Genomic DNA, 17,971 nt, shown 5'->3' on the forward strand with positions numbered 1-17,971 from the left:
CACGCGGCCCGGCGGCAGGTCGCGCCAGCACATCCTGCTGGCCAAGGAGACGCTGCGCACGGCGGCGCGCAGCGGGCTTCTGACCGAGGAGGAGGCCGAGCACGCGCTGCGGCCGCTGCGGCCGGACGGCGAGGGGGCCGGGGGCGCGGCGGGGTGAGCACCGGCCCGCCGCGGGCCGCCGCCCGGGCATGATCATGGCCACTTCCGGGGGCGGGGGCGGGCGCATCGGGGCCCCCGCGGGGTGCCCGGCCGGTGGCACGGCGTAGCCTTGTGGGCTGTGACCTCGCACGATGAATCCCCCGACCAGGGGGCGACGACGACCTCTTCCGCTGACGGCAAGGGCAGGCCGGGCCTGGCGCACACGCTGCGCCGCCGCCACATGGCGATGATCGCCATCGGCGGCTCGGTGGGCGCGGGCCTGTTCATCGGCTCGGGCGCGGTGATCCACGCCGCCGGGCCGGCGGCCGTGGTCTCCTACGCCATCGCCGGTGCGCTGGTGCTGCTGACGCTGCGCGCGCTGGGCGAGATGGTGGTGGCGCGGCCGGCGTCGGGCTCCTTCTCCGACTACGCGCGCCTGGCCCTGGGCCCGCGCGCCGGTTTCGCCATCGGGTGGCTGTACTGGTGGATGTACTCGGTGCTGGTGGCGGCCGAGGCGGTGGCCGGAGCGGCGATGCTGTCGGGGTGGATCCCGCTGCCGGGGTGGCTGCTGTCGCTGCTGCTGCTGGTGGTGATGACCGGGGCCAACCTGATCTCGGTGCGGGTGTTCGGCGAGACCGAGTCGCTGTTCTCGCTGGTGAAGGTGGCCACGATCGTGGGCTTCTTGGTGCTGGGCGGGCTGTACGCGCTGGGGCTGTGGCCCGGCGGCCAGGGGGTGGTGCTGTCCAACCTGTGGGCGCACGGCGGTTTCGCGCCCAACGGGTGGGCGGCGGTGCTGGCCGCCGTGGTGGTCGTGCTGTTCTCCTTCGGGGGTGTGGAGATCGTGACGATCGCCGCCGGGGAGAGCGACGAGCCCGAGCAGGGGGTGGCGCGGGCCACGACCAACGTGCTGTGGCGGATCGCGCTGTTCTACATCGCCTCGATCCTGGTGGTGGTGGCGGTGGTGCCCTGGGACACCGCCGAGCTGCTCAAGAGCCCCTTCGTGTCGGTGATGGAGACGGTGGGGGTGCCCGCGGCGCCGCTGGTGATGGAGGTGGTGGTCTTCATCGCGGTGCTGAGCGTGCTGAACGCGGCGCTGTACACCTCCTCGCGGATGCTGCACGTGCTGACCCGGCAGGGGGACGCCCCGCGGGCGCTGGCGTCGGTCACGCGGCGCGGGGTGCCGGCGCGGGCGATCCTCCTGGGCACGTGCGTGGGGTATGCCTCGGTGGTGGGCAACTACCTGTGGGGCGATGCGGTGTTCGGGTTCCTGGTGGCCTCGATCGGCGCGATCCTGCTGGTGCTGTTCCTGGTGATCGTGGCCTCCCAGCTGGTGATGGGGGCGCGGCTGCGGCGCGAGGAGCCCGAGCGGCTGCGGTTCCGCATGTGGGGGTTCCCGTATGTGTCGTGGGCGGTGCTGGTGGCGCTGCTGGCGGTGCTGGGGGCGATGGCGGTGCTGCCGGACCAGCGCACTCCCCTGCTTGCGACGCTGGTGTCGGTCGCGGCGGTGCTGGCCGCCTATGAGGCGCGGCGCCGGTGGGGTGCCACGCCGGTGAGCTCTGAGCCGCTGTACACCCGGGCCGACGGGCGCGACCTGGCGTCGGGGGCCGGTGGCGAGGGCGGCCGGGGGGCTGCGGGCGAGCGGCCGCCGGAGTAGGGGCGGCCGGCCCGGTGGGCGGCCCGGAACTCTCAGGGGGCGGCGCGCGGCGCCGCCCCCTGTCCGTCTTTGAGGGCCCCTGCCGCGGTTCCGGGGCGGCCTGCGGCGCCCTGTTGGGCCTTCAGCCCTGCGGGCCCTCGTCGAACAGGTCCAGCAACTCCTGCCTGTCGAACATGCGCGCCGCCTGCACGGCCGAGGGGGTGCCCGCGGCCGGGTCGGCGCCGTGGCGGACCAGGATCCGCACGACCTGCTCCTCGCCCTTGAAGACCGCTCCGGCCAGGGGCGACTGGCCGCGGTCGTTGAGGCGGCCGGGGTCGGCGCCCCTGTCGCACAGGGCCTGCACCGCTTCGGGGCGGCCGTGGTAGGCGGCCAGCATCACCAGGGTGTCGCCCTTGTCGTTGGTCAGGTCCGCCGGCACGCCCGCGTCCAGGTAGGCGCACAGGGCGGCGGTGTCGCCGGTGCGCGCGCAGGTGAACACGCGGGTGGCCAGTTCGATCACGTCGGGGTCCTCGGCGGGGTCCGGGCCGGGCCGCTGCTGGTTGTCGCTCACGCCCGCCACCCTAAGGGCGGCGGGGCCGGGAGGCGGGTCGGCGGGGCCAGGGGGCGGGGCGGCCGTGTTCGAGGTAGACGGTGGTCCCGGTGTCCTGGGCGTGCAGCGCGTGGGCGGTGCGGCGGGCCAGGTCGGCGGGCAGGCGGTGGGCGGCCCGGCCGGGGGTGAGGAGTTCGGCGGCGGCGATCTCGCCGGGGGCCGGGCGGAGGCGGTCCAGGGCGCCGGGCGGGAGCAGGCCGCCGAAGACGTGGATGAGGGCGGGGCGGCGGTTGGGTGCGGCGTGCGGGGGGATCCAGTCGACGGCGACCAGGGCGTGCAGGTGCGGGTGCAGGCCCAGTTCCTCCTCGCATTCGCGCAGGCAGGCGGCCAGGGGGGATTCGCCTTCTTCGACGACGCCGCCGGGCAGGCCCCAGGCGGGGCGGTAGACGGGGTCGACGAGCAGGACGCGGCCGCCGGGTTCGTCCCGCAGCAGGGCGGTGGCGGCGCCGCGTACGCGCGGGAGGCGCTCGTAGAAGGCGGCCTCGGTCCGGGGGTCGGCTCCGGGCGGCGGGTCGGACTCCTGGGGCGGGGCATCGGCCATGGGGGCAGGCTACCGGGGCGCCTGGGCCGGTGGCGGGGGTGCGGTGTCCGGGTCGGGACCTTCGGCTGCTCAAGTGGGGACGTGTGGCCCGGGGTGGGGGCGACGGGCGGGGCGGGGCGGGCACCGCGCGGGGCGGCTACTGTGCGTGTTCTTCCCCGGGGCGGGGCCGGGGCCGTCGGCGGCGGCCCGGCGGGCGATGGGGGTGCGCGCGGGGGCGCGGGCGGCGGGCGCACCGGTCACTCCGGGTGTCCGAGATGCCCAGGTGGCGGCAAATGTCGCTATGGTGCAGGCTCGACTTCGAGAGGAGCTGTTCGGTGCGACACGTCGTCGGATTCTTCGTCGGCCTCCTCCTCGCCCCCGTGGTCGTGCTCGGCATCGGGTGGGCACAGCCCCGCCTTGCCGCGCTCAACGGGGCCGGGGGGACCTTCGCCGATACCGCGGGCGCCGTCACCGTCGCGGGGCTGGGGGCCGTGGCCCTGGTCGTGGCGGTGACGCTGGTCGGCCCCCGCCTGACGCCCATGCTGCCCGGGATCGCCGGGCTGAGCCTGATGGCCGCCAGCGCCGTGGCGGTGCTGCGGCCCGGTCTGGCCGACCGGGTCCCCTCCTGGGCGCCGGGCCAGGAGGGGGCGGTGCAACTGCTGGGGCTGGGGGTGTACCTGCCGCTGGCGGTGCTGATGGTGGCGCCCATGCTGGTGCCCTCGCGGTGGGTGCGCGAGGAGCAGGGCGGCGTGAGCCCGGACGAGTACTTCGACGGCCTCTACGACGAGGACTACGAGGACGGGGAGGCCCCCCGCTCCAGGCGCCGCCACGAGGCCTGAGCGGCCCGGCGTGTGGACCCGCCCCGACGGGCGGCGGCGGGGAAGGGCCCCTCAGCGCCAGGTGGGGCCCCAGCCGGACTTCTTGGAGACCCCCGGCGGCAGCGGCGGCAGGATGCGCTTGCCCGGCGGCCCCTGCTCGGCCTCCTCCTCGGCCCGGGCGGCGCGCTCCTCGTCGTAGGCGCGCAGCATCTCCTCGGTCACCGCTGGGATCTGCTCGGTCGCCGCGCCCTGGGCTGCGGGGGCCCGCGCGGCCTCGTCTTCCGGCGCCTCCGGGGCGCTGGGGGCCTCGTCGGCCTCGGGGGCGTCCCCGTCCGGGGTCCGGGCGCCGTCCGCGCCGCCGTCGTCCCCGTGGGCGGCGGCGGGGCCCGAGGAGGGCACCGGCACCGGGTCGGGGACCCGGTCCCACCCGGTGGCCGCCGGGTCCTCCTGCGGGTCCTGGCCGTACCCGGGCCAGGGGCCCAGCCCCGACTCGATGGGGCCGGTCCCCGGAAGCCTCACCTCGGCCGCGGGCCAGGGCCCGGACTCCTCGGGCTCGGCATCGGCCCCGACGGCCCCGGCGGCCCCGGCGGGGGCGCGGTCGGTCTCGTCGGCCGGCCCGGTGGCGCCGTGCTCGGCCGCGGCCGGTTCGGCGGCGTCCGGGCCCGCCTCCGCGGCGGGNNTCCGCCGCACCCTCGGGGCGCGGCGGCGCGGCCGCGGCGGCGGCCGGGCGCTCGAAGGCCGAGAAGGAGCCCGAGGCGGTGTCGGTGGGCGCGGCGGCGCGGGCCCACCACTGCTCGGTCTCCTGGGCGCCGAGTTCGGCGTCGACCTCCAGCCACCCGTTCACCTGGGGGTGGCGCCTGCGTGCGTTCCACGTGCGCGGGAAGGGCTGGGCCTCCAGCACCAGCACGTGCTCGCCGTCGTGGGTGGGGATGTCGGCGGGAACGCCCTCGTTCCACACCCACGAGCCGTCCAGCGCCACCAGGTTCCACCAGCTCTTGACCGGGCCCGCCGCCGGGTCGGGTTCGGCGTCGCGGAAGGCGGCGGTCCAGCGCTCGTCGGGGCGGTGCCCGGCCAGCCCCTGGCCCTGCTCGCCCACCAGCGCGTCGGCGAGCAGGGTGTGCAGCTGGAAGTTGTCGCCGATGCCCTCGAAGAACACGCGGAAGCCGCGGCCGGAGGCCCGGTCCAGGACCAGTGCGGAGGTGGCGCCGGTCATGCGCAGCAGGGCGCGGATCTCGGCGAACTCCTCCAGGGGGGCCAGAAGCTGGTTGGAGATGGCGATCAGTTCGGCGCCCAGGGCGGTGTCGCCGCGCACGGCGGCGCGCACGCGGTGGTCGGCCAGCATGGTGGCCGCGGCCAGGGCGTGGCGGCGGATGGTCCACCAGCAGATGGTGGCGGTGGCGGCGGTCTCGCCCAGTTCTTCGGCGACGGTCTGCTCGGCCTGGGCGGTGACCTCGTCGGGGTCGGGTACCTCTCCGGCGCCCGCGGCGTTCCAGGCGTGCAGGAAGACGGCGGCGCCCTGGCCCATGGTGCGCAGCAGGCGCACGACGGTGGTGCCGGTCTCCCCGGGTATGGCGCCCGACTCCACCAGCGCCCCGGCCACCACGCACAGGTCGGCGGTGATCCCGGGTCCGGTGTGGCCGCCGGACAGCAGGGTGCCCAGGGCCTCCAGCGCCAGTTCCCGCTCTTCGGCGGGGACGTGGTGGGCCAGGTTGTAGACGCGGTGCACCGCTTCGGGGAAGCGTTCGGTGTCCGAGGCGACGGAGGCGTCGATCAGCTCCTGGAATGCCGCGCGAAACTCATCGATCACCCGCAAATGGTCGCACATATCGGACACGGTCACATCACAGCCCGAGGCGGGTCACGGCGTTGTCTTCCAGCGGATTCGCGGTGCGGATGTAGGTGTGGACGGTGCGCGGGTTGGTCCAGCGGCCCTGGCGCATGATCTCGCGGTCGGCGGCGCCGGACAGGGCCGCCTGGGTGGCGAATCCGGCGCGCAGGGAGTGGCCGCCGAAGGCGTCGGGGTCGAGTCCGGCGCGCTGGGCGTAGCGCTTGACGAGTTCGGCGACGGCGCGTCCGGAGACGGGGCGGTCGCCGATGCGGCCGTGCCGGTCCACGGGCGGGAAGAGGGGGCGGGCGGTGCCGTCGGCCAGGTCGGTGCCGGTCCAGGTGTGGCAGCGGTGGGGGGTGCGGGGGTCCTGTTCGCGCTCGGCGGACCGGTCCAGGGCGGTGCGCAGGGCGCCGGTTCCGCCGTCGCGCAGGGCGGTGCGCAGGTCGGCCCAGTCGGCGAAGGCGCACACCGGGCAGGTGGGGCGGTGGCGTCCGCGGGGCAGGGCGACCTGGTGGTCGTGCCGGGCCTCCTGGTCGGTCTTGGTGGCGTGCAGGCGCAGCACGAGCAGGGGGTCGCCGGTGCGGGGGTCGGTGCCCACGGCGGTGTCGTCGAAGGTGAGGGCGGCCAGTTCGCTGCGGCGCAGGGCCCCGGCGAATCCGGTGAGCAGCAGGAGGGTGTCGCGGGCGCGGGCGGCGCCGGTGGGGTGGCCGGGGTCGGGGCGGTGGTCGAGCAGGGTGGTCAGGGTGTGCAGGAGGACGGGGCGTTTGCGGCGGGGGGCGGTGCGGCGCCGGCGGCGGATGCCGCGCAGGGTGAGGCGCACGACCTCGGCGCGGGTGGGTGAGGGCAGGCCGTGGGCGCCGTGGACGGCGGCGATGGCGGCGGCCTTGCGCTCCAGGGTGGAGGGGGACAGGGCCCAGCGGGCGGGGTCGTCGGCGCGGACGGTGTCGGCGGCGGCGGCGAGGTAGACGGCGACGTCGACGGGGTCGGCGGGCAGGCTGGTGCGGTGTTCGGCCAGGCACCAGGCGGTGAAGGCGACCCAGTCGGTGCGGTAGGCGCGCAGGGTGTTGGGCGACTGGGCGGAGGTGAGGTAGCGGGCCAGGGCTCCGGCCTGGTCGGCGTCGAAGCGGCGGCGGACCTCGGCCAGGGCGCGCTCGTCGACCAGGACGCTGTGGTCGACGTGGTGGAGGCGGGCGCGGACCTCGGCGGGGACGGGGAGCGCGTCGGCGGTGTCGGTGTGCTCGTCGTGTCCGGGGTCGCCGGTGCCGTGTGCGGGGTCGGTGCCGTCGTGGCCGCCGCCCGGGGCGGGGTGCCGGTGGTGGTCTGGTGTCGTTGGGCCCACGGTGGTCCATGATGGCGTATCCGGGGCGGCGCGCCGTACGGGCGCGCCGCCGGGGCGGGTGTCAGGCGCCGAGGCCTCCGCGCAGGGCGGCGAGGAGCTCGGTGGGGCCGGCCAGGGTGAACAGGGCGATGGCCGAGGCCGCGGTGGCCAGGGCGAACATGCCCGCGGCGATGCGGCGGCGCAGCACGGCGGCGGTGGCGGCGCCGGCGGCGGGCACGGCCAGGGCGCAGGTGAGCATGCCGAGCAGGTACCAGGCGGTGGTGCGCAGGGAGGGGTCGGCGGGGGTTCGGGCGTCCATCATGGCCAGGCCTTCGGCCAGGATGAGGATGAAGAACAGGGCGGTGCCGCCGAGCCAGGCGAGGGTGAGCAGGGTCCACAGCGCCAGGGGCCAGCGGGGCTTGGGCTCGTCGAGGGGGACGGGGGTGCGGCGGCGCGAGGGGGCCTCCGGGGTGCCGCCCGCCGGGGCGGGGCCGGGCGCGGTGCGCGTGGCGGCCGCCTTGTGCTTGTTCTTGTTCTTCTTCTTGGGTGACACGTCCCCTCCCCCGGTGCCCCTGGGTGTGCGCAGGTCGGCGCCCAGCCTAGGCGGTTGTGGGGCCTTCAGGCGCCGGGTGCCAGGTGCAGGGCGGTGATGAAGACGGGCGGCCAGGCCAGCAGGGCCAGGCACCACAGGGCGGCGCGGCGGTCGCCTGCGACGGTGGTGATGGCGGCGGCCAGCAGGGGCAGTCCGGCCGAGGCGGCGAAGCCCAGGGTGTACCACTCGGAGGCCGAGTCGGTGTCGGCCGATAGGCCGTTGGCGTAGCCGAGGGGGCCCAGGACCAGGGCGGCCACGGCCAGGGCGGCGGCGACGATGCGGATTCCGGCGGGGTGGCGGGTGTTGGTGCCGGCGGGCAGGCGGCGGGGGCGGTCGCCGTTGTCTGTGGGACGCACGGTGTCGCGGGTGCCTTTCAGGCGGTGCGGCGGGCGAGAGGGGGCGGGCGGAGGCGGGTTCGGGTGGGCCCGCCTGGCGCTGATAAGGCATGCTACCGCTGCCGGAAGACCCTTCGGCCCGGCGAAGGCGGCGGGGGCGGGCGGCCGTCCCCGCCGCAGCGCCGCCGAGTGCGCGGAGTGTGCGGGGAGGGGCCGATTTCGACGACCGTGTGCACCCCGAGGGGGCCGTCCCGGATGGTGAGGCGCTGGTCCCGCAATGCGGTCCCCGGCCGTGTCATCGGCGCCTCTCCCCCATGCTCTGGCGCCTGCTCTGGCGCCCCTGCATCCGATGGCGTCCGCCGGGGTGGTGGGGCCTTCGGCCGTCGGCAGGCTGGGCCCGGAGGGCAGGGCCCCGGCGCACAGGCGGGTCCGCCCGGAGGGCGTGACGGTGTCGTCGGCCGGGCGGATGGAGGTGGCACCGCCCCGGCGGACGTGGCCCGTCACCCGGCCGGGGCCCAGAGCCGGGTACCGGCCGAGCCGCCCGGACCGCGGGCGAGTCGGCGCCCGGGTGGTGGGGCTGGGGAACCGCCCGGTGTCGCCGTCGCAGCCGGGCGCGGCGGCCACCCGCGTTCCGGGCAGCCGACCGGGCTGTCGCAAGGGGCGCCGCCGTTCTTGGTCGCCGCTGCTGCGCACCCTCGTACTGCGGCGGCCCGCTGGCTACGGCTCCCGGCCGCCCCCCGGNAGAGGCCCCACCACTGCAGCGGACGCCGCCCCAGCCCCGGAAGGGAGCCGCACTGCTCGGCGCGCCCAACGACCGGCGGGGCCGCCTGGCGGCACGGATGCCGCGACGGTCCGGGACGGCGTCCGCTGGAGTGGTGAGACTTCCGTCCGGCCGGTTCGGCCCGTTGGCTACGGCTCCTGAGGGGACGGGGCCGCCCTCGAAACCCTGACCGGCGGCCGCCTTCGGCGGGCGGCCGGGGGCCCGGTCCGGGCCGACAGACGCGGCACCACGCACTGCAGCGGACGCCATCAGTGAGCGCACGTACGAGCCGGTCCCTCGCACGTGCCGGGAGGACATCCGCCGGACGGCGTCACCCACGAGGGGTCGGTGCGGGCGCCGACCGGCCCCGAGTGCGGTAGGCGGGCCTTTCGCTGCGGCGGGGCGTCGCCCGTGCGCCGCCGGTGGCGTGCGTTGCCGCGTGTCACGGGGTGTGCGGGCGTCCCGCCTTCGGCGCGGTCGGCGTGGTCACCCGGGGGGCGGGGGCTGTGGGGCCCGGGCGGCGGCGTTCGGATTCAGTGAAACGCCTATGGGTATTTGGGAAGTCACGTAGAGTGCGCATTGTGGGTGCCCGGGATGTCGACTCCCCCTCCATCCCGGGACCCGCTCCTTCGGCCGCGTCTGCGGCCCGTCCTCACCTTCTCTCCCGTCTCGTGGGCCTCGGGGTCGTGCGCGGGGACGGCGCGCCCGCCGTCCACGGGTATCGCGGACCCGGCGGTGAAGACCGCATCGGGCGGGAGCAGGGGGCGATGGCCGAGTCCGCCCCTCCGCCAGCAGGTGCCCGCCCGGCCCGGACATGCAGGCCTGGACGCGCCGGGCCGTGGCATAGGGGGTTCCAGACGGGAACGTCCCGGCGGGATGAGGCGTTGGGGATCGCCCCTGCCCCGGCCGTCGACATGCTCCGCACCGCCGCCGCGCACGCGGCCCCGGCCGGGGCCGGGTCGGCCCCCGCCAGGCCCCGTCACCGGGCGGTCCCGGGCCCGATACACGGAGGCGTCGCGCAAGACGGCGGCGTTGTCGCCCCATCCAGTCAGCAAAGCGCCCGCGGCGTTCTTGGCCGCATCGCAGGCCCCACCGGAATCGGCGGCCGAACACCCGGCGAGCGTGTTCCCAGCCTCGCCGGACACCACACCTGGGGCGGCCGCGGCCTGCGCCGGTGGCCACGTGGGCCCCGCGCCCCATGCACGGGCGGGGGTGTGCGGCCTTGGCCTCTATCGGGACTGCGGGGCGCGGAACAGGCGGTCGGCGGGCATGATGCGCACGCCGCGGGCGGCCAGGTCCTCCTCGACGGCGGCGGAGATGCCGCGGGCCGGGGCGTCCTCGTCGTAGGTGGCGTGCGCCCCGGAGGCCAGGACCGTGTCCAGGCCCTGGCCCAGAGCGCCGCGCGCGGTGGCGGCGACGCAGTACTGGCTCTGCATCCCGGCCAGGACGGCGGTGCGCACCCCGGCGCGGGCCAGTTCGTCGGCCAGGGCGGTCCCGGCGAAGGCGTCGGGGGCGGTCTTGCGCACCACGGGCTCGCCGGGCAGCGGTGGGTGCACCAGCTCCCAGCCGGGGGTGTGGGGTTCGTCGGGCTCGTCGGGGCCGCCGTCGTTCTGGATGTGGACGACCGTGGCCCCGGCGGCGCGGGCGCGGGCGAGCAGGTCGGCCAGGGCCGGTCCGACGCCGGGTGCGGCGGGTACGGGGTCGGGGCCCTGGAGCATGTTGCGCTGGGCGTCGATGAGCAGGAGTGCGGTCGTCACGGGTGCCTCCCGGCGGTGCGGTGCTGGGGGTGGGGTGCCGTTCCTATCACCGGGGGGCGACACGGCGGGCGGGGCAGTGCGCGAGCTGGGGTGTTAGCGGGCGGGAAGCCGAACGAAACCGGCGGGGGCGATGCTGGAGGCCGCCGGCGATCCAGAGGGTGGACGCGCCGGGGCGCGGATCGGGCGGGGGCCGAAGGGGGACCCCCGCCCTTTCATCCGCGCATCCGCGCCGGGCCGTGCGCGCGGCGGGTGGCGCGGCAGGGTTCTCCGGTGGGGCCGGTCCGCGGGGCCGGCAGGCAGGCGGGGCCCGCCCGCGCGGGGCCCCGCTCCCCTCCCCTGGCCGCTGCGGGACGGGCGGAGCCGGGCATCGCCGCCCCCGCGGCCGGCCGGGCGGGGGTGCTACCGGGCCGGGGGCGGCCAGGGGGCCGCCTGGGCGCACAGGCCCGAGAAGCCCGAGAGCACCCGCAGCTCCTCCACCGTGCGGGGTGCGGCCTGGGCCAGCTGCGGCGAGTAGACCAGTACGGCCACCACCTGGGCGCGCGAGAGCGCGACGTTGAGCCGGTTGCGCGAGAGCACGAAGTCCAGCCCGCGGGACAGGTCGGCGCCGCTGGAGGCGGTCATCGAGCAGATCACCGCAGGGGCCTCCTGGCCCTGGAAGCGGTCCACGGTGCCCACCCGCACCTGCTCCAGGCCCGCCTCGGCCAGGGCCCGGCGCAGCGCCCGCACCTGCAGGTTGTAGGGGGCCACCACCAGCACGTCCTCGCCGGTCAGTTCCCGTTCGGTGCTGGCGCCGGGCTCGTGCACGGTGCGCCCGACCAGGTGGGCGGCGGCCTGCACCACCGCTTCGACCTCCTCGGGGCTGTGGCTGGTGCGGCCCTGGTGCTCCACGGTGCGGGCGTACAGGCCGGGCCGGACCCCGGCCACGGCGCGCTCGGCGGCGCTGGGGTGGGCGTGCAGCAGGCCGCGGTAGGCCAGGCGGGAGACGGGGGCGCACACGGCGGGGTGCATGCGGCGGGTCTGGTCCAGGAAGTAGCCGCGCGAGGCGTCGATGATCTCGGCCTCGCCGACCAGGTGCTCCAGGGCCGAGGCGTCGGCGCCTTCGCCGTGGGAGCCCTGGACGACCTGCGGGAGCTGCTGGGGGTCGCCCAGCAGCACCAGGTTGCGGGCGGCTCCGGAGACGGCGAGGGTGTCGGCCAGGGCGAACTGTCCGGCCTCGTCGATGACCAGGACGTCGAAGGGGTCGGAGGCGACGGCCTCGTTGGCGAAGTTCCAGGCGGTGCCGCCGACCAGGTGGGCGCCGGGGTTGGCGGCGCGCCAGGCGGCCAGGGCCTTGACGGTGGCGGGCTGCTCCCAGCGGGCCCGGGGGTCGGGCTTGCCGGAGGGGCGTTTGGCGCAGGGCAGCTCCCGGCCCTGGGCGCGGGCGGTGTGCAGGGCGGCGGCCAGCACGTTCTCCACGGCCTTGTGGCTGGTGGAGCAGACCCCCACGGTGCGGCCCGAGGCGATGAGGTGGTCGATGAGGCGGGCGGCCAGGTAGGTCTTTCCGGCCCCGGGCGGGCCCTGCACGGCCAGGTAGGAGCGGTCCAGGGCGTCGACGGCGGCGATGGCGGCGGCCACGGTGTCGCCGCCGTGGTCGGCGGGGTCGGGCAGGGTGCCGCGGTGGGCCAGGCGGGGCGGGCGGCGCTGGAGCAGGTCCAGGCCGGGGCCTTCGGGCAGGTGGGGCAGGTCGGGCAGGACGCCTTCGGTGAGCGACCACAGGGCGGCGTCCTTGGGGGCCGAGCGCACGGGGGCGCCGGGCAGGACGGCGGCGGGGGCGCGGGAGTAGGTCTGCTGGGGGTCGCTGGTCTCCTCCAGGGTGAGGGTGTCGGCTGAGGCGGCGGTGACCTGGGCGTCGACGGCGTCGGCGGGGCGGCCGGGGGTGGCCGGGTAGAGCAGGCGGACGCGGTCGCCGGTGGTGAAGGGGTGGGGGCGGGCGGGGTCGGCGCGGGCCTGGATCTCGCGGCGGGACTTGCGCTGGCGGCCGGTGGGCTCGGCCCATTCGCCGGTGCGCACGCGCACGGGGACCAGGCAGTCGTTGTCGGCCTCCAGTTCCTCCATGGGGGCGTTGAGGCGGCGGAAGAAGTCCCACCAGGCGGGGTTCTCCTCGCGGCGGTAGTACCCGGCCAGGGAGGCGAGCAGGGCGCGGGCGTCCTGGCCGGGGTCGCGGCGGCGGGGGTCGTCGGCCACGCCTTCCAGGAGGGGGTCGGTCAGGGCGCGCAGGCGCGCTTCGGCCTCTTCGCGGCGGCGGCGGTTGTCCTCGGCGCGCTCGTCGGCGTCGTCGGGGGCCAGTTCGCCCTGGGCGGCGGGGCGGGTGTCGATGCCGTTGTCGCGGCGCAGGTCTTCGAGCCAGTCGCGCAGGCGGGCGGTGGAGGCGCAGTCGTCGTGGTTGTAGTCGGCGATGTCGGACAGGATCTGTCGGGCGCGGCCGGTGTCGCCGTCGGCGGCGGCGCGGGCGTATTGGGCGTAGGCGTCGATGCTGGAGACGGCGGTGGTGACGTCGCCGCTGCGGGCCTGGGGCAGGTAGAGGGGTTCGAGGTACTTGATGGAGTAGGAGCGCTGGGAGACGCGCAGGCTCTTTTTGACGACGGTGTACAGGTCGACCAGTCGGCGGTGGCGCAGGAGTTCGTCGACCTGGGCCTCGCGGGTGCCGAAGGCGGCGGCCAGGAGTTTGAGGCGGTCGGCCTCGTAGGAGGCGTAGTGGTAGACGTGGGCGCCGGGGTCGCGGTCGATGCGTTCGCACACGAAGTCGACGAAGTCCTCGAAGGCGCGTTTCTCCTGGGCGCGGTCGTGGGCCCAGAAGGCGTGGAAGCGCTCGGAGGTGTCGGCGGGGGTGCGGGGGTCGGCGGGCAGGTCGCGGGCGACGGCGCCGAAGAGGTATTCCAGGCCGCGCCCCTGGGGGCCTTCGTAGTAGGGGTAGCCCTCCATGTCGAAGAAGACGTCGCCGGGGCTGGGGGCGGGCAGGGAGGCCAGGCCCTCGGGTGAGTGGACTTCGGCCAGGACGGTGCCGCGGGGGTCGGTGTCGGTGCGGGTGGCGTCCTGGCGGACCTGCAGGGCGGCTTGGGCGCGCAGCCGGTCGAAGGTGTGCGGGGGGAGTGTGGGCGGGCGCTGGGCGGTGTCGGCGGCGGCCAGGGCGTCGATGGTGGTGATGCCGGTGTCGGCGAGTTTGCGGGTCTGGTCGGTGCGGATTCCGGCGACCAGGGTCAGGTGGCGGGCGCGGGCGCGGCCGTCGGCGCACAGGGCGGCGTATCCGCAGGAGTCGCAGGCGGGCTGGGGCGGGCCCCACAGGGGGTCGGGCAGGGTGAGGGCGGCCGGGTCGAGGGGGCCGCCTCCGGGGGCGGTGAGGCGGTCGGCCAGGCGGGTGCGGACCTGGTGCAGGACCGGCAGGAACTCGGGGGCGCGGTGGGTGTGGGCGGTGCCGTCGCCGGTGAGCAGGTGCATGTGCCGGGGGGCGGGTGCGCCGGCTTCGGTGACGGAGGCGGCGTAGGCGGCCAGCTGCAGGACGGCGCCGGGGCCGGGGTGGCGGGCGAGCTTGGTGTCCCAGGGCTCGTAGGTGTGTGGGCCCTCGTCGGGGCGGGTGCGGCCGGTGGCCGGGTCCACGGCGGTGCTGACGAGGAAGTCGGCGCGGCCGTGGAAGGCGACGCCGGGGCGCAGGGGGTGGTAGAAGGCGGCCTGGTAGAGGACGGGGGCGCCGTCGTCCATGGCTTTGCGGGTGGCCTGGGCGGCGCGGAGCATGTCGGCGTGGGTGGGGCGGGGGTCGTCGATGGCGACGAGGGCCTCGCCGAACAGCTCGCGCAGGCGCTGGAGTTCGGCGCGTTCGTGCTCGTGGCCCTGGCGGGCGACGAGGGGGTCGATGTCGGCGGGGGCGGGTGCGCCGGGGACGTGGGCGGCCAGGGCGGCCTTGAGGCGGCTGCGGTGGTCGCACTCCATGGAGTCGACCAGGTCGGTGGGCGAGATGACCCATCCGGTCTCGTTGCGGAACACCTGGCCGCTCCCTCCCCGGCTGCTGCTTCGCGGGGAATTGTGCCACGGTGGTGCGCCGTTTGAGCTCTGTTCACACGCGCGGCGGGGCGGATGGGGGGGCGGGGCCGCCGCGGGGCGGGTGCGCGGGGGTGGGGGCGGACACGGTGCGGGGCGTCGGGCGTCACGGCGGTGTGACGGTGGGCGGCGGGGTTCTCACCCGGCGGAGCGGACGAGAGTGAATTGTGGCACAAACCCGGGTTTTCGGTTCTCGTTACCCGACCGTGATGGTTAGGGTCGGTCCCCGTTGGTCCCCACCCCCTTTGCACACACGTGACCAGCTCTTTCCCGCCGCCCCTTGGATCCCGGGCGGCACTGCTGCGCCGGCGCGCCCCTCGGTTCCGGGAGGCGCCGGGCACCAGGTCCCGGCGGTTCCGGGCCCCGCGCAGCCGCATCTTCGTGTCCCCGTTCAAAGGACGATCAGCCGTGGGCAGTCATCAGCCCGACCGCGTTTCCGTGCTCCAGCGCCTCAAGGGCAAGCGCGCCCTGGTGGCCACCGCCGCCTCGGGCGCGGTGCTGGCCGCCGGCGGTGTCGCCGGCGCCGCTGTCGTGGGGGGCGCCCAGCCCCAGGACCTGAGCAGCGCCGCCGAGGTCCCGGCGGCCCAGACCTCCGAGCAGGGCGCCCAGGGGCGGCAGGCGCCCCAGGTCGACCAGGAGCAGGTCGACAAGGAGCGCGACCAGGCCAAGGAGCAGCGCGAGGAGGCCGCCTCGCAGGCCGAGGGGGCGGCCAGCGCGACCGCGGCCCAGGCCGAGGAGGAGAAGGAGGAGGAGCCCGCGCAGCAGGAGTCCTCCGGCGGCGGCTCCCAGCAGGACTCCGGCTCCTCCCAGGGGCTGGAGCCCACCGGCGAGGGCGGCGCCTGCCAGGCCTCGATGTACAGCGACCCCCAGCCCACCGCCAGCGGGGGCACCTTCGACCCCTCGGCGATGACGGCGGCGCACAAGTCGCTGCCGTTCGGCACCCAGGTGGAGGTGACCAACCCCGCCAACGGCAAGTCGGTGGTGGTGTCCATCAACGACCGCGGCCCGTACGTGGCCGGGCGGTGCCTGGACCTGTCCACGGCCTCCTTCGAGACGATCGCCAGCGCCAGCCAGGGCGTGGTGGACGTGGAGTGGCAGGTCGTCGGCTAGGGCCCCTTGCGCCGGGGCCCGTCCCCGGCGGAGCCCCTCGCGGCGTGTGCGGACCCCCGGCAGGGGGCCGCACACGCCTTTTTCGTCGTGTGCGGGCCGGTCGGCCTCACAGCGGCGGGTGCTGGCGGGGCGGGGGCGTGCCCTCGGGGAACAGGGCGGCGGCCGGGTCGGGCATGTCCACGCCGTTGAGGGCGGCCGCGGCCTGGGCCAGGGCCGGGGTGTGCAGGTGGCCGCCGGTGGCCTCGATGTTCTGGCGCAGCGCCTGCACCACGTCGGCGCCGCAGGCCAGGGTGGCGTAGTGGGCGGCCACGGCCGGGGTGCGGGACTGCCCGGCGGCGCAGTGCAGCAGTACCCGCTTGCCCTCGGCGCGCAGGGCCGCGACGGCGCCGGCGGCCTCGTCGAGCACGAAGTGCAGGTTGGGGTTGACGCCGGGGCCCTGGGCGTCGGCGAGCCAGACCTCGACCCGGTCGCGGGCGGGCAGGCGGGCGGGGGCGTCGGCGGGGCCGATGCGGTTGAGCGAGACGACCGCGTCCACGTCGGGGCCGGTGCGCAGGTGGGCGATGTTGCCCAGCAGCACCCCGGGGTCGTGGGGGTGGGGGGTGCAGAAGGGGGTGCTGACCGAGCGGGCCTCCCCGGTGGGCTGGGCGGCGGCCTGGGGCCAGGTGTCGGGTTCGCTGCCGCGGGCCAGGACGATGGCGCGCTCGATGAGGGAGCGGGGGGCGACGATGTCGGCCAGGCGGCGCTGGGCCTCCAGGGGGATGCCCGAGGCCCCCCACCGCGCCCCGGCCATGGCCCCTGCGTACATGGCCGCTTCGTCGCCCCCCGCGGCATAGGCCCGCCAGATGGCCTCCACCAGCTGGGAGCAGGGGAAGACCGCGCGGGCGGGCTCCAGCGGCGGGGCGGGGGCTCGGGCGGCGGCGCGCCAGCCCACGCCCATGGGGCTGTGCGGGGGCACCACCGGTTCGGGGTCGGGGATGCGGCCCTCGGCGGCGGTGGAGCGCAGCGCCAGGGCCCAGGCGCGGTCGGCGGCGGCGTCGACGGCCTTGTGGACGGTGGCGGGGTCGGCCAGGCCCTCCAGGGCGGTGGCGATGAGCCAGGACAGCAGGGCGGGCCCGGCGCCGTCGCCGTCGGGGTGGGTGGCCTCCTGGGCCATTGCGGGAGGGGCGCCCACGATGCACGCGGCGGCCGCGGCGCCGACCCAGGCTCCGGCGCAGCGGTCGTAGCGGGGGTCGTCGCGGTGCCAGGGGGCGTGCTCGTTGCGGTCGTCGGCGGGCATGGAGGGGCTCCTCGTGGTCACTGCCGCGGCACGTTGTGTCTATGCCCTCTAGAGAGGCGCCCACCAGCCGATAGCCGCATCCGGCCACGAAACCCCTCTCACCCCCCGAATCCGGATATCCGGGGCGCCCGAAAGCGGCAGGAACAGGACACCCGGAACCCGCGGCGGGGCGGGCGGGGCGTGTGTGCGGGCCTTCAGCCCGCCTGCGGGACCAGGGCCCTCTCCCCCGCCTCGGCGCACGCGGTGGCGTACCGGTCGGCCAGGACCCGGGCCACCGCCGGGTCCGGGCACAGCGGGCCCGCCACCGTGTCGGCCCCGGACCGGCTCAGGCGCTCTTGGAACAGGCCCGGGGCCAGCAGCCACGAGGCCACCGCCACCCGCCCCGCCCCGCGTGCGCGCAGGCCGCGGACCGCCTCGGCGACGGTCGGCGCGGCCGTGGCCGCATAGCCCGGCTCCACCGGCGCCCCCGCCAGCACCGACAGTGCGCGGGCCGCGCGTTCGACCTCGGCCAGCGCCCCGGGGTCCGAGGACCCGGCCGCCGCCAGCACCACCGGCTCCCCCCTGCGGTGCCCGGCCCGGGCCAGGCGCCGCGCCGCGGCCGCCACCAGGCGCGGGTCGGCGCCCAGCGCCGGGGCGACGGGCGCCTCGGACCGCCCGGCCCTGGCGAGCTGTTCGGGGATGTCCACCCGCACGTGGTAGCCGGAGGCCAGGAAGGCCGGGACCACCACCAGCGGCCCGTCGACGGCGGCGGCGACCTGGCCCACGTCGGGATCGCGCACGTCGGCGAAGGCCAGGCGCACCCGCGCCCCGGAGGCCGCCGCGGTGGCGGCGGCCAGGCGGCGGGCGGTGCGCGCCCCCTCGGGGTCGCGGGTGCCGTGGACGGCCAGCAGCAGGGTTGGGGCGCTCATGGGGGCCTCCTGAACGGGGACGTGGGTCCGTGGTCGGGTTGGGCCGGGCCCCATTGCCCGGGAGGCGTCGGATGTTCGGCGGGCCGTGGCGGGTCAGGCACAGGGCGGGGCGCCCGGCGCCGTCGCCGGGTGCGCCGACCGCCCGTCGGCGGGGGTGTCCGGATCGTGTCCCTCGGAGTAGGGCGGGTACGGATGCGCGGTCACCGCGGTCGAGGGGCCCCGCGCCCGCCGGATCCGCCGGATCCGCCGGAGCGGCGCGGGACGGGTGCGCCGTCACCGCGGTTGCGGCTGGCCGTA

13 protein-coding genes are annotated in these 17,971 nt (G+C 77.0%); 4 read left to right on the plus strand and 9 right to left on the minus strand.

The genetic code is table 11. The features are described from left to right. The first annotated feature begins 379 nt into the window (after nucleotides 1–379). On the plus strand, nucleotides 380–1,792 hold the full coding sequence (locus tag D476_RS0113700) for an amino acid permease (RefSeq protein ID WP_040726320.1): 1,413 nt from the start codon (nucleotides 380–382) through the stop codon (nucleotides 1,790–1,792). Between the two features lie 121 nt (nucleotides 1,793–1,913). Here the strand turns inward: D476_RS0113700 and D476_RS0113705 are convergent, their stop codons facing one another. Next, nucleotides 1,914–2,342, minus strand: a complete 429-nt coding sequence (locus tag D476_RS0113705) for an ankyrin repeat domain-containing protein (RefSeq protein ID WP_017624509.1) — start codon at nucleotides 2,340–2,342, stop codon at nucleotides 1,914–1,916. Between the two features lie 10 nt (nucleotides 2,343–2,352). Further along, complete coding sequence (locus D476_RS0113710) at nucleotides 2,353–2,922, minus strand: NUDIX domain-containing protein (RefSeq protein WP_017624510.1); 570 nt, start codon at nucleotides 2,920–2,922, stop codon at nucleotides 2,353–2,355. Nucleotides 2,923–3,236: 314 nt separating this feature from the next. Between D476_RS0113710 and D476_RS0113715 the strand changes: the two genes are divergently transcribed. Both D476_RS0113715 and D476_RS39910 read left to right on the plus strand, forming a co-directional pair. Then, nucleotides 3,237–3,740: a hypothetical protein gene (locus D476_RS0113715; RefSeq protein ID WP_017624511.1), complete on the plus strand. Its 504-nt coding sequence runs from the start codon at nucleotides 3,237–3,239 to the stop codon at nucleotides 3,738–3,740. Nucleotides 3,741–4,477: 737 nt separating this feature from the next. Beyond that, nucleotides 4,478–5,434 carry a hypothetical protein gene (locus D476_RS39910; RefSeq protein WP_017624513.1) on the plus strand — a complete coding sequence of 319 codons (957 nt, stop codon included), beginning with the start codon at nucleotides 4,478–4,480 and terminating at the stop codon, nucleotides 5,432–5,434. A gap of 126 nt (nucleotides 5,435–5,560) precedes the next feature. Here D476_RS39910 and D476_RS0113730 read toward each other — a convergent pair whose 3' ends face one another. From D476_RS0113730 to D476_RS0113755, 5 genes are all read right to left on the minus strand, one after another. After that, nucleotides 5,561–6,886 (minus strand): site-specific integrase, encoded by a 1,326-nt coding sequence (locus tag D476_RS0113730; protein ID WP_017624514.1) that lies wholly within the window; start codon nucleotides 6,884–6,886, stop codon nucleotides 5,561–5,563. Nucleotides 6,887–6,947: 61 nt separating this feature from the next. Further along, the gene (locus D476_RS0113735) at nucleotides 6,948–7,418 is read right to left on the minus strand and encodes a hypothetical protein (RefSeq protein WP_017624515.1); all 471 of its coding nucleotides are present in this window, start codon (nucleotides 7,416–7,418) and stop codon (nucleotides 6,948–6,950) included. Between the two features lie 65 nt (nucleotides 7,419–7,483). Then, nucleotides 7,484–7,813, minus strand: a complete 330-nt coding sequence (locus D476_RS0113740; protein ID WP_017624516.1) for a hypothetical protein — start codon at nucleotides 7,811–7,813, stop codon at nucleotides 7,484–7,486. A gap of 1,968 nt (nucleotides 7,814–9,781) precedes the next feature. Then, nucleotides 9,782–10,309: an isochorismatase family protein gene (locus tag D476_RS0113750; protein ID WP_017624517.1), complete on the minus strand. Its 528-nt coding sequence runs from the start codon at nucleotides 10,307–10,309 to the stop codon at nucleotides 9,782–9,784. Between the two features lie 399 nt (nucleotides 10,310–10,708). After that, nucleotides 10,709–14,326: a TM0106 family RecB-like putative nuclease gene (locus D476_RS0113755; RefSeq protein WP_017624518.1), complete on the minus strand. Its 3,618-nt coding sequence runs from the start codon at nucleotides 14,324–14,326 to the stop codon at nucleotides 10,709–10,711. 462 nt (nucleotides 14,327–14,788) lie between these two features. Between D476_RS0113755 and D476_RS39025 the strand changes: the two genes are divergently transcribed. Further along, on the plus strand, nucleotides 14,789–15,490 hold the full coding sequence (locus D476_RS39025; RefSeq protein WP_239648699.1) for a septal ring lytic transglycosylase RlpA family protein: 702 nt from the start codon (nucleotides 14,789–14,791) through the stop codon (nucleotides 15,488–15,490). A 106-nt stretch (nucleotides 15,491–15,596) separates the two neighbouring features. Here the strand turns inward: D476_RS39025 and D476_RS0113765 are convergent, their stop codons facing one another. Together D476_RS0113765 and D476_RS0113770 are read right to left on the minus strand one after the other, a co-directional pair. After that, nucleotides 15,597–16,766, minus strand: coding sequence for a protein-tyrosine phosphatase family protein (locus D476_RS0113765; protein WP_017624519.1), 1,170 nt, complete (start codon nucleotides 16,764–16,766; stop codon nucleotides 15,597–15,599). Nucleotides 16,767–16,960: 194 nt separating this feature from the next. Then, complete coding sequence (locus D476_RS0113770; protein ID WP_017624520.1) at nucleotides 16,961–17,674, minus strand: sirohydrochlorin chelatase; 714 nt, start codon at nucleotides 17,672–17,674, stop codon at nucleotides 16,961–16,963. Nucleotides 17,675–17,971: the final 297 nt, after the last annotated feature.

The organism is Nocardiopsis chromatogenes YIM 90109 (assembly GCF_000341185.1).
In the GTDB taxonomy this organism is placed as follows: Bacteria; Actinomycetota; Actinomycetes; order Streptosporangiales; family Streptosporangiaceae; genus Nocardiopsis_A; species Nocardiopsis_A chromatogenes.

Bases quoted from the DNA above. Each gene is read 5' to 3' on its own strand.
- D476_RS0113770 (WP_017624520.1), bottom strand. From the start codon at position 17,674: ATGAGCGCCCCAACCCTGCTGCTGGCCGTCCACGGCACCCGCGACCCC.
- D476_RS0113710 (WP_017624510.1), bottom strand. From the start codon at position 2,922: ATGGCCGATGCCCCGCCCCAGGAGTCCGACCCGCCGCCCGGAGCCGAC.
- D476_RS0113765 (WP_017624519.1), bottom strand. From the start codon at position 16,766: ATGCCCGCCGACGACCGCAACGAGCACGCCCCCTGGCACCGCGACGAC.
- D476_RS0113700 (WP_040726320.1), top strand. From the start codon at position 380: ATGGCGATGATCGCCATCGGCGGCTCGGTGGGCGCGGGCCTGTTCATC.